The following is an 18,181-nucleotide window of genomic DNA, read 5'->3' on the forward strand; positions in this document are numbered from 1 at the left end:
GACGGTAATGGTCGGTTTCTCGATGAAGCCGCCCGCCACGTCAAACTGCCCGGTAGATGACACGTTTTACCGGAACGCACGACACACAGAACGGCAAGGAAGCCGACCACCCGTGATATCCGTTTGTGCGGATATCACGGCGTGAACGTTAAAGGATGACAGGCAATGCCACTCAAACCGCCCGCTCGGGGCAAAACCACTGTCGAGGTGCACGTCCAGCCCAGACCCGGCACCGACAGCCCGACAATCCGGCCCGATTTTCCGTCGCCTCACGGCGGCGGGTCGGTGCACTGGATTCCCACACGGCCGTCAACAGCCGACCGGACAACCGCGGGGACAGACCTTGACGCCATCACGCCAGCGCCTGCGCGGGTGACGGTCAACGCCACAACCGAACCCGGGCCTGCACCTGCGATGGTTACACGTCCGTTGAAGGATTACTGGATACACCCCTCGATCGTGCTGCCGGCCCCGAATGCCGACGGTATTTCGGTTTACAGGGGACGCCACTACGTGAACGTGCCAGAAAATGGCGCCGTACAGGTGGCTCTGGACCCTGTCTCCGGCCTCTACCAGGCGAAGCTGCCCAACGAGCTGAACCCTTCCGGGCCGAAGCTGCAATCCGATCCCGAAAGCAGACTCTGGCGACCGGTCGAACAATTGTCGCCCGCGACCTACCCGTTATCTGCGGCACGCTTGCAGCGATTTCGCAGCGACCTCGATGTCAGCGACCTGGAACCGGACAGTCATGGCCTGTATTCCACCAACGGAAAACTTTACGCGGTTATCGAGAACCACACCTATCAGATGCTGCACGATCTTGACGCGTCGTCGCCGCACACGACAGTGATGCGCATCGTCCGCCCGGAGGATCCGATCGCCACGCACGAGCACAATGTGTACGTCGCAACACGTGACGGCAGCTCGGAGCCGGTCGTTTTCGACTCTCGCCACGGTTGGCAGGGCATTGTTGTGCCAGGTGCCGCCGGAATGCGGCGCAGTACAGCGACCGAACAGTTAATAGTTCAGCGCCTGGAAGTGGCGAGCAAGCTTGACCAATTCACCGAGACCATCAATAAAGATCACGATAAAAATCAGCTATTGATAGCTGCATGGATGACCGCAAGGGATTCACAAGGCAATCGAGCCGACATCGTCAAAAACGAAAAACAGGCGCTGCGTGAGCGCAAATTACACAATAAGCAAGAGCTGACGAGGCTTGAGGAAGCCTACAACTACTACACCGATAACAAGTCCGTCATAAAGGTTCTCATTACGGAAGCCGTTTACAACCAGAGCGTCATTGCGCTGCAAAAAAGGCAAATGCTCGCCTATCAACAACTGGTCGAATGCAGCCTGACGCGCCGGGCACTCGAGGGCCCTTTGCTCGACGTCCACCCAGACAGGCTCCAGGGGACCATAGAGTTCCTGACCCGGATAATCAGCCGGATGAAGGCGCGACAAAGGATTGCCGATAATCTGATTAAAAAATGGCGGCTCTCGCCTGACGACTTGAGTGGCGACATCCTTTCACCCATGGATACTCATAACGTCGTCGCTTCGTGGGTCCTGGCCAAAAGCCTGACGCTGGACAACCCCCAATCGACCGGTACCGCCCCGCAGGCTTCTGAGCTGGCGGCGCAGTTTGGTCAGGCAACGTTTATATATGGCGCACTCGACAGGATTCCAGACGGCTCGCGCCCTGCCGTTCTGAGCGAGCTGTCGGGGCAATGCGCCGCCATCCGTGACTGGTACGAGCGACTGGACCTGGCACCTGGCCCTCTACAACTCGCCTCACGCGATGAAATTATCACGCAACTGGAGCTGTTCGAAGAAACGCTCGCGCATCGCCTGAAACGCTATCACGAGAAACAGACTGAGCGTCCAGCGCTGCCCTTCCACGAACAACCAATTGATTTCGACTTCATCCCGCCACAAGACAGAAGCGGCACCGCCCCCCGGCCCAGGCGTATTTTTCGAGCCAAAAAGCACGGCGTCTACAAGATCAATGTCGGCGAATCACGACACACTGCGCAGGGCGAAGAGATTATTGAGGTCCGCAATTCTCTTAACCCTAATCAGCCTATACAGACCTATGAACGAAGGGCCGGCGAATGGCAACCGGTGCGAACGCCCCCGCAAAAGGAGCTGTCCAGGCTTGTCCAGGAAGCCCGCCAGCATCTGGCGCAATCGGACGCGCATGTACAGGCAGCCCTGAACGAAGAGCGCCGGAAAAACAATCCGGACAACATCGTCGAAATGCTCGAGAGCAAAGCTAATGTGCTGGATGACCTGGTTCTGGAGCTTCAGCTTTTTGAGCAGACCGACCCTAATGCCGGCGACCTGATACGAAGCTTGAAGGGGGACGGTGAGCGCCTGCGCCAGGAAGGCGAAAACATTCGCCTGCGGATCTACAAGGACAAAAACTTTTTGAGCGCCGAACGGCTGATTTATCTGATCGACAAGGGACAGGTTCGTGTAGTTGAAAACCACCACCGGTCACCACGAGGCAAGGGCCAGAGCAAAGAGTTTCTCGACATCTACTCAATCCACGATGTCACCGATGGAAAAGTGCTCTGGCACGCGCATTTTCACTACGCGACCGAGCAAGCCCCAAAGTCGGACTTCAACGTGCGCGGCGCCCACCTGAAAACCCTTGAGCAGAGTCAGAAAGGGCGTTTATCACAACGCAAAGAAGAAATGGAAGGCCGCAAACACACCGCCATCTGGCGCGAACAACTCGACGGACGCACCGCGCAAAGAATTTTCGAGCTGGAGGTGCGTTCCCGAGCCGGTGAAGCCTCCACCTCCTCGCAAACGACACACTAAACCACGCGGTCCAGTCGCCGATTGAACGGCGCTGATGCAATCATTGTTTCAAGGATGAACAACACATGGCAGTAAAGCCCCTCACTCGAGTCAATGTCTCAGTCGATGTCCACGCGCTACCGAAGAACCCGGTCGAGGGGCATCTGTCCGACACGCCGGTCCGCACCGGCCCTGGCCTGACCACGACGACACGCAATCCGCCACGCACGGACAGCCCGACCGGAACCGCTGACCTGGATGCCATCCTGCCCGCACCTGCAGTAACGGTCAGCGAGCAGCCCCTGACCGTTACGCCTACGACATCCCCGACGGCGCCGCTGGAGCAATACACACTCAGTGCAAACGCTGCGTTGCCGAACGCCGATGTCGAGGGCTTCAGGATTTTCAAGGGACGCCGCTACGTCGACCTGAACGACGGCCGTGTCGTGCAAGTAGCACAAGACCCGGACACGGGGCTGTACCGGGCCAGACTGCCGAGCGAACTGACGCCTTCGGGACCGACGCTGATTCGCGACCGTGACAGCAGGCGCTGGAGATCAATGAATGACAACGATGCCATCGCACCATTGACCGGTACACGTCTGCAGGCCTTCGGCACGGATCTGGATTTCAGCACTGCCACTGCCGACAGCGACGGCGTGTTCCACCATGACGGCAAGCTTTACGTGGTTATCGACAAACGCGGTTATCAGGTCTTGCAGGATCTCGATGCGTCCACGCCGGCGCAAAAAGTCTGGCGTATCGCCCGGTCGCCAGATCCGGTCGCGGCCGACAGTAGCAACGTCTATCACGCCAGTCGAATTGGCCAAACGCTGGCCATTACGCGCAATCCGGCCCACATCTGGGTCGCTGCCCACCCCGGACTCAACGGTGGCATGCGGCGCAATCCACAACCGCAGGTGAGCGTCGCCGAGCTGCAGATCATGTACACGGCCATGGCCGCGGCCCACGGTGACTTGAAGCACTCGGCGGCCCGGTACAACACGCTTTTCGCCGAGTCACGGCAACAGGCCGAGGGCAGTGACGCGAAGACCGCCGCGCTGGTCGCCGTCGAGATACAGCTGATCAAGCACGTCAAACTCCAGACCGCCTTCGTACAGTCGTTTATCGGCAACAAGGACGGCCTGATCCGCGTTAAAACCAGAGCCCTCTACAACGAAGAATTGCACACCTTCCAGCTGGAGCGAGTCGAGTACCTCAACCGGTTGATGGCGGTGATGGATTTGAGGATCAGGCCCACGGTCACGGCACTAACGGCTGACAACTTCAAGAAAATCATCACACACATGAACAAGAAGCTGAAGCTGCTCGAAGACCGCCAAGGGGTCATCGAGCAGTTGAGCAAAGCCGCCCCGCGCACCAGTTTTCAGTTCGACGAAGATTTCAACGCTGTTCCGGGCTTCGACCTGGTCAACCGTAACAAGCTGACCGCCTATCTTTGTCTACTCTCGGACAATCCCGAGAACCCGCCGGCAAAAGGCATGCAAACCTTGCTGGCGATTGACCTGTTCGCCAACGATCTGAACAACATTGCCGAACCGCAACAGCCAATGGCACTGATGCTGGCCGACAGTCAGATCAGGGCGGAAAAACAGCACTTTGCGTCACTGCTGTCCTCCGCCAGCCCTGAGAACGCGGGGTATCTCAAAGAGATCATCAGTCTTATCGAGCCGTTCGAGCAGCGCATCGACAGCAAACTGAGCGATATCTTCGCCACGTTCCGCCGTCGTGGCGAGCCACTCAGCCTCGATCAGGATATCGATTTCGACTTTGTTCCCAGGCAGACGCTCAGCACCGAAACGGCGACGCCCGCCCCTGCTCGCAAAGTCTTTCGCACGCGCCAGCACGGTCTTTACAAAGTGCTGGTGGGTGAAAAGGAAGTCGCTGCGGATGGCAACATCACCGTTAAAGTGGCGGATCCGTTCCGCCCCGATGGCCAGCCGCAACGCTACGAAAAACGTCAGGGCGAATGGCTGCCGGTGCGTCCGCAGACTGCCGAAACGCCCAAGCCCCTGCTTGTTGCGCAGGCGCACCGTTTGCTCAGCGACGTCGCCGGCCACCTTGCCGAGGCCAAGACTCGGGAATCGCGACATGACAATCCCACGGACATTCTCGAATACCTGGGCAAGGCCGCCGACCGGCTCAGTGAGCATGCCCATCAGTTAGCCCATCACCCGGAGGCCGCCGCTGACGCTGAGCTCACGAGCCTCACCGATCGTCTGCGCAGCGCAGGCGATTCGCTGAGCGCCGAAGGCCAACGGGTTCTGGTGCGCATGTACAAAAACCGGGACGTGCTGGACATCATGCGCCTGAACTATTTACTCGATCATGCAGCACTCAGCGTGACCCGCACCGTAGAGCGCAAACAAATCGGCAAAGGCCGCGACAAGTCGTTCCTGGACGTTTATTCCATCAGCGACCGCGCCGATGACGCGCCACTGTGGGAAGCGCATTTCCACTATGAAAAACACGACAGCCTGGCCCTCAATTTCACGGTCAAGGGCGGTCACCTTAAAACGCTTGAACAGGCCGGACGGGGCGCATCCTCCCAGCGCCGGGATGAGCAGGCCGGTCTGCCCCATGTGGCGATCTGGCGCGAAACGATTGACGGTCGCACGGCCCGCAAAATATTCGATCTGGCGACATGAAGTCGCCATGCATGTAACCAGCCGACTCAGTCTTGCAGTGCTGACGTCGAACATCAGGCAATGACGCCGAAGTCCCTTCAGTGCGCCACTCGCGCAACTGGCGGGACAATCTTTTCAAGGACATGAAAGTGAAAAACAAACCACCCGTCAGAGAGACCACCACTGTCGAAGTCAGCCCGGGGGTGACGACACGACCCACTCCCCATTCGCGAGAATTCGACCCCCACGCGCGGACAGACACGGGTTCACTTGCCATTTCACGCGAGAATCTGCCGACATCGACAAGGACCGCTAACGAGGCCGAGCTGGATGCCATCCTTCCCGCGCCGCGAGTGACCGTCAACGAATTCGATCCGCCCGCACAACCGCCTGCCACGCCTGCACCACAACCTCTTGAATACTACCGGGTACCTGCCACCGCACGGCTTCCGGCTCCCGACGAACGTGGTCTGCGGACATTCAAGGGGCGCCACTATGTCGACTTGCCCGACGGCTTGGTCGTACAGGTCGCGACGGACGCGCAAACGGGTCTGGTACGCGCCACCCTGGCCAACGAACGACTACCCTCCGGCCCGGAGCTGGTGCGCGATGCCATCAGCGGACGCTGGGAAGTGCGCAGCGACCTGGAGCCGATCCTCTTCCCGCTGTCCGCAAGTCGGCTGGAAGCGTTCCGGACTGCACTGGATTTTACCGGCGTCGAACCTGGCGGCGACGGTACGTTTCACCACGATAACAAGCTCTATGTGGTCATCGGTGAGCACGCCTATCAGGTTCTGCACGATGCTGACTCGTCATCACCGTCAGTACCGGTGCTGCGGATCGTGCGCAGTGAAGATCCGGTTGCCCATGACGAAGGCAACCGGTACGTGGCCTCCCGCCCGGGTCGCTCGCAAGCGATCGTTCGCGACCCTCGCGACGGCTGGGTCGGCGTCAACGTGGCAGGGGTTGGCGGCATGCGCCGTGGCGAACCGCAACGAACGCTGTCGCAACGACTGGCGGACCGGTTTGCCACGCTTGCCAACCGCCTGCACAGCCCGGAGTCGCGCGTGCGAAAGCTGTTTCCGACGTTTGACGAGCAGCAGATCGCTGCTTATGTGCGTTCGCTGGGGGACGATGTCGCAGGTGCACTGACGCGGCGTGAAGCAGATTACAAAACCCTGAAAAACGCTCTGCAGGACTGGACCGGGACCAACGCGCAATCGCCGGCCATCAAGGCGTGGGCGCAACGGGTTGCGCTGGAGATCAAACGCTGCTGGCGCCATGAGACCGGCGCAATCCTGAAGCTGACTGGCGCCAGCGCGACGCTGCCGGCACTGGCAGCAGATTTCAGCCACGTGCGCACGCTGGAGCTGAACGGGATCCTTTGGTCAGGCACTGGCGAAACGTTTCTTAACGGTTTTTCCGGCCTGCAACGCCTGTCCATCACCGATTGCGGACTGGATAAGCTGCCCGCTGCCATGACCGGAATGAGCGATCTGCAGACGCTGGATCTGCATGCCAATCGCCTGGAGCTCGACGAACAATCCGCCGCCGCCCTGGGCACGATGGTGACTCTGGAGCACATCGACCTGTCCGCTAACCCGTTGGGCAGACACACTGACTTCAGCGCCATGTCGCGACTCAAGACACTGAATCTGCGTAGCACGCAATTGGAGCAATGGCCCATCGGCCTGACGCAGCACAGCGGCCTCGAGCGGCTCGACCTGCGCGACAATCTTCTGCGCGAGGTGCCTGAGGCACTCGTCGCGCCGGCTGCTGATCAGTTTGAACGGATCTACCGGATCAACGCCGTCACGCTGATCGAACGCAACGATTTTCCTGCCGGTTACTGGAAAACGCTGGAAGCATTCTGGCAACGCGTGGCAGCCGCCCCGTCGCATCCGGGCATCGACCCCCTGCCGGGCGCGTTCAGACTCGACAGTGACATTCCCGAAGTGGCGATTGTGCAACGGCTGTATCCGGATAAAAACCCGCAAGAGGCCAGAGCCTACTTAATCGCCTTGGGCGACGATGCAGATACGCTCCTGGCGCAACGGATCGAACAACTGGATTTGCTCGAATCTCAGTTGCAAGGTTATGTCGCGGCCCAAGAGACCGGCACGGCCAGCGGCAGCCCGGGCGAAACATCGGCACGACGCGTCGCCCGGATCATCAAGGCATGCTGGCTCGACGATTCCGTGCAAACGTTGAGGATCACCTCAGGCAGCGGTCCGCTCCCGGCGTTGACGCTGGACTTCAGCCATATAAAGCGACTCGACCTCTTGTCCATCACTTGGTCGGATGACGCCGACACTTTTCTCGGCAACTTTCCCAATCTGGAGCAGCTGTCCATCAACCAGTGCGGGCTGAAGACGTTACCCGCCGTGGTGGGTGGAATGGACTCTCTGCGCCGCCTGGACCTGAGCGCCAACCGCATTGAACTGGATGAGCCAGGCGCGGCCACACTCAGCGCGCTGAGCCGTCTGACGATCATCGATCTGTCCCATAACCCGTCACTCGATCTGTGTCCGGATTTCAGCGCGATGGCTGGCTTGATTTCGGTGAACATGAACAACACCGGCATCCGTCATTGGCCGACCGGGCTGGAGGACAAATCTGCCCTGACGGGCCTGGACCTGCGCAATAACCGCTTGCGGGAGGTGCCAGGCCATCTGCTTGAGCCGACGCTTGAAAAAATGCCAGGCATCGCCCGGATAAACGGCGCGACACTGCTGCTGGGCAACGATTTCCCGTCCGACTACTGGCGCCACTTCGACGCCTACTGGCGCCAACTGAGCGACGCCTATCCGGAGCTGATGGACCCTCTACGTCCTGATGCCTTCGACAGTGAAAACTCGCTGGCGCAGCGCTATAAAAAAATGTTCCCGGCTAAAAGCATCAAGGCCTGCCGGGAGTTCCTCTGGAATCTGGAAGCGGATAGCGTCAACGGGCGGCTGGAGGCTCTGGAACAGGAGTTCGGCCAGTTGAAAAGTCAGCTCGATGATTGGGTATTTTCCGGAGGCGGCAATCGCCAGCGCTACGTTCGCGCCAATCAGTTACAGATCAACGCTCAGACCCGCAACGACCGTACAGCGGCACGGGATCGCATCATCGCCTGCTGGCGCCGGGAAACCGCGCAAAAGCACGCCGTCGATGGCACGCCGATTGGCCTGGAGCTGGACCTCAGCGGTCTGATACTGCCGACCCTGCCGGACCTGAGCATCGACTTCAGCCACGTCGGCTCACTCAATCTGGCCCGAATGAACCTGGCTGAATCCCCGGAAGGTTTTCTGACGCGCTTTCGGCATCTGCGCTGGCTGGACATGTCGAACAACCGGCTCAGGGAACTGCCGCCGGCCGTTGGGGAAATGCATGCAATGACGCGCCTGTTTCTCCACGGCAACCAGCTCCAGCTGACCGATGAGACGGCCGCGATCCTCGCCGGGCGGGTTACGCTCAGGGCGCTTTGGCTCAACAACAACCCGCAATTGGGCGTCTTGCCGGATTTCAGCCAGATAACGGACATGCGTTCGATCGATCTGTCGACCACGGGCATTTCCAGCTGGCCCAGGGGGCTGTTCGACCAGCCACTGCTGGACTCCATCAACCTGAGCCACAACCGGATCACCACCATTCCGGACTTCGTCACCGCGCCGCCTGCCGATCGCCTGGCGCAATCGGTGCGGGCCAACAACAGCACGCGGGTGACCAATAACCCGCTCGTCGACACCACTGCCGCCCAACTGGCAGGCTATGTTCAACGGCTCAGAGACGCAGGGCTGGCATTGAACCGTGGCCCCAACCTGGTCACGTCCTCACAGCTCGTGGCACGCCAACCCGATCGCAATCCTCTGGAGCTGCGTGAGCAATGGATTAGCGGACTCTCCGCCGACGAGGTCGCCGCACGGCGAGCGCAATGGCGGATGTTGCGCGAGCTGGAAGGGTCTGACGGTTTTTTCAACATTATCGAAAGCCGTTCCGGTCATGCTGACTTTCGACGTCAGGTCTGGGAAGTGATCGATGTCATGACCGACAACGATGCGCAATCACGGGCGCTGCGCAGAGAGCTGTTTGATCGGGCTTGCGAAGCGGGTTGTACCGACCTCGCGGCAGCGACCTTTACCGATTTGCAAATCCTCGCGGTAACCCACAAGGCACGTATGCAGGCCCGCCAGGATAAGAACGGAGCGCCACTGGTGACATTGTCCAGAGGGTTGTTCCGCCTGAAACAGGTGGATGACATCGCCGCCGCGCACGTCGCCTCCAGCCGGTTGATTATCAACGATCCGGCAACATCCGAGGCACAGCGCAACGTTCATCGTCGCCGCATACGCGATCAGCATGAAGTGACCATGGCGTATCGCTTCGGCCTGAAGGACCGGCTGCAATTACCGTTTCAGCCACAGTCACTGACTTTTATCCTGATGGCCGAGGTGACGCCGGGCATGCTTGAGGCCGCCTATAACAAGGTGATAGTTCTGAATGATTCACCTGAGGAATTTCAGGCGTTGGTGTCCATGGACTTCTGGCAGGATTTCGTCATTTACAAATACCAGACGCAATTCGAAGCCAGTCGGCAGCCCTTTCAGGACCGGCAAGCCGCACTGGACAGCCAGTATGCTCAGGAGCAACTGACCGAAGCCCAGTACATTGCACAGACCAACGATGGGCAGGCACAACTGGCGATTGCCGAAGCGGCGCTGATTCAGGAACTGACCCGGCAAGAGCTGCAACCTCGTACCACCGTCGAGACATCGCCCGCCGATGAATCGGCGGCTCAGACGTCTGCCTGAGCCGGCGGTATCAGGCAACGAGACGGCTGGCCGAATGTCTTCGGCCAGCCGTCACTCGTCGTCGTCGAAGTTGTAGCTGCCCGGGGCGAGGTTTTCGAAGCGCGTGTATTTGCCGATGAAGGCCAGGCGAATAAAACCGATCGGGCCGTTCCGCTGTTTGCCGATGATGATTTCGGCGATGCCCTTGTGTTCGGTTTCCGGGTGATACACCTCGTCGCGGTAGACGAACATGATCACGTCGGCGTCCTGCTCGATCGCTCCGGATTCACGCAAGTCGGAGTTCACCGGGCGCTTGTTCGGGCGCTGCTCCAAAGATCGGTTGAGCTGCGACAGAGCCACCACCGGACAGTTGAATTCCTTGGCCAGGGCTTTGAGGGATCGCGAGATCTCGGAAATCTCGTTGGTCCGGTTGTCACCGCTCGAACCGGGGATCTGCATCAGTTGCAGGTAGTCGATCATGATCAGGCCGACATCGCCGTGTTCACGCACCAGACGTCGGGTCCGCGCGCGCATTTCCGAGGGACTGATACCGGCGGTGTCGTCGATGAACAGTTTGCGATCGTTGAGCAGATTGACTGCGGAAGTCAGGCGTGGCCAATCGTCATCTTCCAGTTGACCGGAACGCACCTTGGTCTGGTCGATACGGCCGAGCGAAGACAGCATACGCATGATCAGCGATTCGCCTGGCATCTCGAGGGAGTACACGAGGACGGCTTTTTCGCTGCGCAGCACGGCGTTTTCCACCAGGTTCATCGCGAAGGTGGTTTTGCCCATCGATGGACGGCCGGCGACGATAATCAAGTCAGAAGGTTGCAGGCCGCTGGTTTTCTCGTCGAGGTCGGTGTAACCGGTGGACAGCCCGGTAATGGCGTTGTCGGTGTTGAACAGGGTGTCGATGCGATCGATGGCCTTGGTCAACAGCTCGTTGACGCCGACCGGACCGCCAGTCTTCGGTCGCGCTTCGGCGATCTGGAAGATCTGCCGTTCGGCTTCGTCGAGGATCTCTTCGGCGGTGCGGCCTTCAGGGTTGAACGCGCTGTCGGCGATCTCGGTGCTGATACCGATCAACTGACGCAAGGTCGCCCGCTGGCGGACGATCTGCGCATAGGCCTTGATGTTCGCGACGGACGGCGTGTTTTTCGCCAGTTCGCCCAGGTAGCCGAGGCCGCCGACTTGCGAGGTCTGGCCTTCCTTGTCCAGTTGCTCGGCGAGGGTCACAACGTCGATCGGCGAGTTCTGATCGGCCAGTTTGGCGATCGCACGGAAGATCAGACGGTGGTCATGCCGGTAGAAGTCGCCGTCGGAGACTTGATCGAGCACACGTTCCCAGGCGTTGTTGTCCAGCATCAGACCACCGAGTACGGCCTGTTCGGCCTCGATGGAATGCGGCGGCACCTTCAGGGCAGCGGTTTGCAGATCGTATTGCTCGGGAGCGGAGATATCGTTCATGGCCACTTGAGAATTAGGTGAAAAGCAGGAGTTTCAGAAAGACAAAGGGCACGACCTGTAAACAGGATCGTGCCCGATGTTAACCGTCTGACGGGCAAGCCGCCAGCCGATCCGTGTTGCTTAAGCTGCTACCACGACAACGCGTACGGTGGCTTCAACTTCGGCGTGCAGGTGCACGGCCACGTCGAATTCACCCACGTTGCGGATGGTGCCGTTCGGCAGACGAACTTCGCTCTTCGCAACTTCAACGCCGGAGGCGGTCAGTGCGTCAGCGATGTCGTGAGTACCGATCGAACCGAACAGCTTGCCTTCGTCGCCAGCGGTGGCAGTGATGGTCACTTCCAGCTCGGCCAGTTGGGCAGCACGGCTTTCAGCCGATGCTTTACGGTCTGCGGCAGCTTTTTCCAGCTCGGCGCGACGCTCTTCGAACGCAGCCAGGTTGGCAGCGGTCGCAGCGGTAGCCTTGCCGAAAGGCAGCAGGTAGTTACGGCCGTAACCGGCCTTAACGTTTACTTTGTCGCCCAGGTTGCCCAGGTTGGCGATTTTTTCCAGAAGGATCAGTTGCATGTGAAAATCCTCTAACTTTTAACCTTCACCGTTCGCGCTGTCGGTGTCTTTCGACACGTGACGACCGCGAAAATCAATCAGGCTGTCGACAATGGCCAGAACCACGAGCAACGGATAGATCAGCTGCATGAACAACAGCAGCGTGACGTACAACCCCACCAGCCAGAAACCGGCCAGTCGCTTCTGCCCGACCAGCCCGTGAATCAGGGCGAGTCCGGCGAACACCAGCGGTACACTGCACAACGGCGTCAACATGGCCATCTGTGCACCGAGATTCGGGCCCAGAAGCATCAACGCCAGCAGCAACATCGCCGGCCCCAGCGGGATCCGGATGGTGCGAAACTCGCGACCAAAACCACCCGGGTTGTACAACAACGCCTGCCAATGCCGCCCGACAATCAGGCTCAGCACGCTGACGATCTGCAACAAAGCCGCAATCAGTCCGGTCAGGACCGGTGCGATCAGGGACGCGAAACGCGCTTGCTCATCGACCGACAATTGCTTGTAGGTCTCACCGAGAAGCGCTGGCATGACCTTTATAAGGGCCTGCGCGAGCATCTCGATCTGGGCCGCAAACGCGACGCCGAGCACCACTGAAAACACCACCCCGATCGCCACGCTGACCAGCAGCGTACGGACCCAGGATTCGCTTGCGCGCAAAACCAACGCAAGCCCCGAAGAACCCAGCAGCACCAGAAGTGCCCGTGGGTCATCGGCATACAGCCACCAAATCAATGCCGGCAGCAGTCCCAGGGACAGAACGCCGAGGGCGTCCGTCAATCCGCGCCGCAGCAGCACAAGGCTCCCGGCGGCGGCACCCAACCAATACAACAACGGCAATGTTGCACACCCGGCCACTACGAGAGTGGCCTGCAGGCGGCCGCGCATGATGAACTCAGCTAAGGCACGCATGCATTCAATCCTTTGCTACTTGTCGACTGCCCGGTCTCAGCGGCCGTGGCTGTCGGTGTAGGCCAGCAGGGCCAGGAAGCGGGCGCGCTTGATAGCGGTGGCCAGCTGACGCTGATAACGAGCTTTGGTACCGGTGATGCGGCTTGGAACGATTTTGCCGGTCTCGGATACGTAAGCTTTCAGAGTGTTGAGATCTTTGTAATCGATCTCTTTCACGTCTTCAGCGGTGAAGCGGCAGAATTTACGACGACGGAAGAAACGTGCCATTTGATAGGCTCCTTAATAAGGTCCGTGGATTACTCGTCAGCGTTATCGCTGTCGTTCTCTTCGCCTTCAGCGCTTTCAGCGCCTTCGTGCTCAGGACGATCGCGACGCTCACGGCGCTCACTGCGGTTTTCTTCAGCCTTGAGCATCTCGGACTGGCCGGTAACGGCTTCGTCGCGACGGATGACCAGGTTACGGATCACTGCATCGTTGTAGCGGAAGTTGTCTTCCAGCTCGGCCAGGGCCTTGCCAGTGCACTCAACGTTCAGCATCACGTAGTGAGCCTTGTGAACATTGTTGATTGCGTAGGCCAGTTGACGACGGCCCCAGTCTTCCAGACGGTGGATTTTGCCGCCGTCTTCTTCGATCAGCTTGGTGTAACGCTCAACCATGCCGCCGACTTGCTCGCTCTGATCCGGGTGGACCAGAAAGATGATTTCGTAATGACGCATGAATGCTCCTTACGGGTTGTAGCCTGCCGCTCAAAAACGGTCAGACAAGGAGTGAATGACACTTATGGACTTGCTGGCGCGGGGCACATGCATGCCTGCCGTCACAGCAAGGGGCGCAATTGTAGAGAAGGGACTGCGGGGGCGCAAGGCAATTGGTGATTATTTGAACAACCACCAATTCTTGCCACACCACAAAACAATGTAGGAGTGAGCCTGCTCGCGATGAGGGTGCAACATTCAACTTATATGCTGAATGTAACTCCGCTATCGCGAGCAGGCTCACTCCTACAAGGATTTGCAGCAGGTCAGGCTTTTTTGGCGGCAGCCTTGGCCTTCGCACCACGCTGGCGCTGGGCTTCGAACAGGCATACGCCGGTTGCGACCGAGACATTGAGGCTGCTGACGCTACCGGCCATCGGCAGGTTGACGAGGTAGTCGCAATGTTCGCGAGTCAGGCGCCGCATACCTTTGCCTTCAGCGCCCATGATCAGGATGGTCGGGCCGGTCAGGTCCTGGTCATAAATGCTGACTTCAGCTTCACCGGCCGTGCCCACTATCCACAGGCCACGTTGCTGGAGCTTTTCCAGGGTACGTGCCAGATTGGTCACCGCAACCAGCGGAATCACTTCCGCCGCGCCGCAGGCCACCTTACGAACCACCGGCGTCAAAGTGGCCGACTTGTCTTTCGGCACGATCACCGCCAGCGCGCCGGCCGCATCGGCCGAACGCAGGCAGGCACCGAGGTTGTGCGGATCGGTTACGCCATCAAGTACCAGCAACAGCGGCGCGCCCTCGGTGCGATCAAGCAGCTCGTCGAGCATCGCCTCGCCCCAGACCTGACTCGGGCTGACTTCCGCCACCACGCCCTGATGAACGCCTTCAACCCAGGCGTCCATTTCACGGCGTTCGGCCTGGCCGACCTGAACCCGGTTTTGGTTGGCCAGTTCCACCAGCGTCTGCACGCGCGGATCGTTGCGGCTTTCCGCCAGCCAGATCTGCTTGACGCGTTTAGGGTGGTGACGCAGCAACGCCTCTACCGCGTGAACGCCGTAGATTTTTTCCAACTGACTCATGACTTCGCCTTCGGTTTACGCGCCCCGCCACTTTTGGCTGGAGCAGAACCCGCTTTCGGCGGGCCTTTACGATGTTTGCTCGGTTTGGCTGGCTTGCCGCCGGTCGCCTCAGGCGCCGACCGCCCGGTCTTTCCCCCGGACGCCGCTTTACCACCGTTTTTCGCATCGGCCAGCAAGGCCTTTTTCAATTCGCGGCTTTTACGCAGTTCCGCGTTTTTCGCCACGGCATCGCTTGGGCGATAGGCTTCGGCAACCTTTTCCTTGGCCGGACGACGGCTGGCGGTTTTCGCTGGAGCCTTTTCCTCCGCAGACTTGGCAGCAGGCGCGGCGGTTTCGGCGCCACGTTTTTTGCGACCGATCGGCGCGCTGATGGTTTTTTCGGCCATCTCGAAGTCGATCTTGCGCTCGTCGAGGTCGACGCGCATGACGCGTACTTCAACGGTGTCGCCAAGACGGAAGCTGCGACCGGTGCGCTCGCCCGCCAGGCGGTGATGCACAGGATCGAAGTGGTAGTAATCGCCAGGCAACGCGGTGACGTGCACCAGGCCTTCGACGTAGATATCGGTCAGTTCGACGAACAGACCAAAACCGGTCACGGCGGTGATCACACCCGGGAACGACTCGCCGACGCGATCCTTCATGAACTCGCACTTGAGCCAGTTCGTTACGTCACGGGTCGCTTCGTCGGCACGGCGCTCGCTCATCGAGCACTGCTCGCCGAGCTGCTCCAGCGCCGGCTCGTCGTACGGATAGATGCGCGCCTTCGGAATGGTCATCGCACCGGCACGGCGAACGTGCGGGGTGTCTTGTTTCGAATGGATCACGCTGCGGATCGCGCGGTGCGTGAGCAGATCCGGATAACGACGGATCGGCGAGGTGAAGTGGGTATAGGCTTCGTAATTCAGGCCAAAGTGACCATCGTTTTCAGCGCTGTACACCGCCTGACTCAACGAACGCAGCATAACCGTCTGGATCAGGTGAAAATCCGGACGATCCTTGATGCTCGCGAGCAGGGCTTGATAATCCTTCGGCGACGGACCGTCCTTGCCTTTGTGCAAAGACAGGCCGAGCTCACCGAGGAAGGCGCGCAGCTTTTCCAGACGCTCTGGCGGCGGACCGGCGTGAACGCGGTACAGTGCAGGAATCTCGTGTTTCTTGAGGAATTCGGCGGTGGCCACGTTGGCGGCCAGCATGCACTCCTCGATCAACTTGTGCGCATCGTTGCGGACGGTCGGACGGATTTCGGCAATCTTGCGCTCGGAACCGAAGATGATCCGGGTTTCCTGCGTCTCGAAATCGATCGCGCCACGTACGTGACGAGCGGCCAGCAGCACTTTGTACAGCGCGTAGAGCTGCTTGAGGTGCGGCACGACGTCGGTGTACTCGCCGCGCAATTTGCGCGCCTCGGTAGCCTTCGGCGTTTCCAGCATCGCACTGACCTTGTTGTAGGTCAGACGGGCGTGGGAATGGATCACCGCTTCGTAGAAGCAGTAGTCGGTCATTTCGCCAGACTTGGAGATGGTCATCTCACAAACCATGGCCAGACGATCGACCTGCGGGTTCAGCGAGCACAGGCCGTTGGACAGCTGCTCGGGCAGCATCGGGATCACGCGCTCGGGGAAATACACCGAGTTGCCGCGCACCTGGGCTTCGTTGTCCAGCGCCGAGCCGATCTTCACGTAACTGGAAACGTCGGCAATCGCCACGTACAACTTCCAGCCGCCGGAGAACAGACGCAGCTTGCCCGGCTTGGCTTCGCAGTAAACCGCGTCGTCGAAATCGCGGGCATCTTCGCCGTCGATGGTGACGAACGGCAGATGGCGCAGGTCGATGCGCTTCTCTTTGTCTTTTTCTTCAACTTCAGGCTTGAGCTTCGCCGCTTCTTTCAGAACCGCTTCAGGCCAGACGTGCGGAATGTCGTAGGTACGCAGCGCGACATCGATTTCCATGCCCGGCGCCATGTAGTTGCCGACCACTTCGACCACATCGCCTTGCGGCTGAAAGCGCGGCGTCGGCCAGTGGGTGATTTTCACCTCGACGAACTGACCGATCTGCGCGTTGGCGTTACGGCCCGGGGTGACCAGCACTTCCTGCTGGATCTTCGGATTATCCGCAACGACGAAGCCGATGCCGCCCTCTTCGAAGTAGCGACCCACGATGGTTTCGTGCGCGCGGGATACCACTTCGACGATCACGCCTTCGCGACGACCGCGACGGTCGAGACCGGAAACACGGGCCAGCGCACGGTCGCCGTCGAACACCAGACGCATTTGCGCCGGGCTCATGAACAGATCGTCGCTGCCATCGTCCGGCACCAGGAAGCCAAAGCCGTCACGGTGACCGCTGATGCGACCGAGGATCAGATCGAGCTTGTCTACCGGCGCGTAGGTGCCGCGTCGGGTATAGATGAGTTGCGCATCGCGCTCCATGGCGCGCAAACGGCGGCGCAGGGCTTCGATCTGGTCTTCTGTGGTCAGACCAAACTCTTCGACCAGTTGCTCGCGGGCAGCAGGCGAACCCCGATCGGCGAGGTGCGCCAGGATCAGTTCGCGGCTGGGAATAGGGTTTTCGTATTTTTCCGCTTCACGAGCGGCCTCGGGATCGAGGGACTGCCAATCGGCCATTAGAGAGTTTTCACCTTGTCTATATGCGGGTTAGTTTGGCATAGGCGCCGTGAAACGGGAAATTTCCGACTCTACAAGAGCCGTACAAGGCCCTGTATCGACGCTCTGATACCGATTTGAACGCCGCTGGTAAAAAAATTCAGTTTTTTCTGCGGCAGGGGTTTACAGTTAAAAAGCTGCTCCGTATAGTGCGCGCCATCGACGACGCACAAGCGCTTTCGATGATGCCCAGGTGGTGAAATTGGTAGACACGCCAGCTTCAGGTGCTGGTGACCTTACGGTCGTGGAAGTTCGAGTCTTCTCCTGGGCACCAATTTCGAGTTTGAGACTAGATCAGTTTCAAGACTCACACAAAACCCGCGGAAGCGGGTTTTTTGCATTTCAGGGAACGCATTTGTTAAAACCGGTTTATTAAAATTAAATCAGGGGTTTACAGATCAAAAAGCGCTCCGTATAGTGCGCCACATCAACAGCGGCAACGCTTGCGATGAATGCCCAGATGGTGAAATTGGTAGACACGCCAGCTTCAGGTGCTGGTGACCTTACGGTCGTGGAAGTTCGAGTCTTCTTCTGGGCACCAATTCAAATTCA

10 protein-coding genes and 2 tRNA genes are annotated in these 18,181 nt (G+C 59.4%); 5 read left to right on the forward strand and 7 right to left on the reverse strand.

The features are described from left to right. Positions 1-165: 165 nt before the first annotated feature. The 3 genes from HU755_RS11340 (at position 166) to HU755_RS11350 (ending at position 10,249) form a co-directional block, all read left to right on the forward strand. Positions 166-2,829, forward strand: coding sequence for a hypothetical protein (locus tag HU755_RS11340; protein ID WP_186632547.1), 2,664 nt, complete (start codon positions 166-168; stop codon positions 2,827-2,829). A gap of 65 nt (positions 2,830-2,894) precedes the next feature. Continuing rightward, entirely contained in the window at positions 2,895-5,477 is a 2,583-nt protein-coding gene (locus tag HU755_RS11345; protein ID WP_238349978.1) for a hypothetical protein, read from the forward strand. Positions 5,478-5,809: 332 nt separating this feature from the next. After that, positions 5,810-10,249, forward strand: coding sequence for an NEL-type E3 ubiquitin ligase domain-containing protein (locus HU755_RS11350; RefSeq protein ID WP_346655431.1), 4,440 nt, complete (start codon positions 5,810-5,812; stop codon positions 10,247-10,249). Positions 10,250-10,300: 51 nt separating this feature from the next. On the opposite strand, the gene dnaB is transcribed toward HU755_RS11350, so the two are convergent. From dnaB to rnr, 7 genes are all read right to left on the reverse strand, one after another. Beyond that, the gene (dnaB, locus tag HU755_RS11355; protein ID WP_186547633.1) at positions 10,301-11,698 is read right to left on the reverse strand and encodes a replicative DNA helicase; all 1,398 of its coding nucleotides are present in this window, start codon (positions 11,696-11,698) and stop codon (positions 10,301-10,303) included. Between the two features lie 120 nt (positions 11,699-11,818). Then, positions 11,819-12,265 (reverse strand): 50S ribosomal protein L9, encoded by a 447-nt coding sequence (gene rplI, locus HU755_RS11360; protein WP_003186385.1) that lies wholly within the window; start codon positions 12,263-12,265, stop codon positions 11,819-11,821. An 18-nt stretch (positions 12,266-12,283) separates the two neighbouring features. Next, positions 12,284-13,177 carry a hypothetical protein gene (locus HU755_RS11365; RefSeq protein WP_186632553.1) on the reverse strand — a complete coding sequence of 298 codons (894 nt, stop codon included), beginning with the start codon at positions 13,175-13,177 and terminating at the stop codon, positions 12,284-12,286. A 36-nt stretch (positions 13,178-13,213) separates the two neighbouring features. After that, positions 13,214-13,444 carry a 30S ribosomal protein S18 gene (gene rpsR, locus HU755_RS11370; RefSeq protein WP_002551829.1) on the reverse strand — a complete coding sequence of 77 codons (231 nt, stop codon included), beginning with the start codon at positions 13,442-13,444 and terminating at the stop codon, positions 13,214-13,216. 29 nt (positions 13,445-13,473) lie between these two features. Next, positions 13,474-13,893, reverse strand: coding sequence for a 30S ribosomal protein S6 (rpsF, locus tag HU755_RS11375; protein WP_007915844.1), 420 nt, complete (start codon positions 13,891-13,893; stop codon positions 13,474-13,476). A 305-nt stretch (positions 13,894-14,198) separates the two neighbouring features. After that, a complete protein-coding gene (rlmB, locus tag HU755_RS11380; RefSeq protein ID WP_186632556.1) occupies positions 14,199-14,966 on the reverse strand; it encodes a 23S rRNA (guanosine(2251)-2'-O)-methyltransferase RlmB in 768 nt (255 codons plus the stop codon). Further along, entirely contained in the window at positions 14,963-17,590 is a 2,628-nt protein-coding gene (rnr, locus tag HU755_RS11385; protein ID WP_186547641.1) for a ribonuclease R, read from the reverse strand. Before rnr ends, rlmB begins: the two co-directional genes overlap by 4 nt. Positions 17,591-17,816: 226 nt before the next feature. Here rnr and HU755_RS11390 point away from each other — a divergent pair. After that, positions 17,817-17,903 (forward strand) — tRNA-Leu (locus tag HU755_RS11390). Positions 17,904-18,083: 180 nt separating this feature from the next. Beyond that, positions 18,084-18,170: transfer RNA gene (locus tag HU755_RS11395), tRNA-Leu, on the forward strand. The last annotated feature ends 11 nt before the right edge of the window (positions 18,171-18,181 follow it).

It is taken from the genome of Pseudomonas sp. SWRI111, from assembly GCF_014268555.1.
Classification (GTDB): domain Bacteria; phylum Pseudomonadota; class Gammaproteobacteria; order Pseudomonadales; family Pseudomonadaceae; genus Aquipseudomonas; species Aquipseudomonas hamedanensis.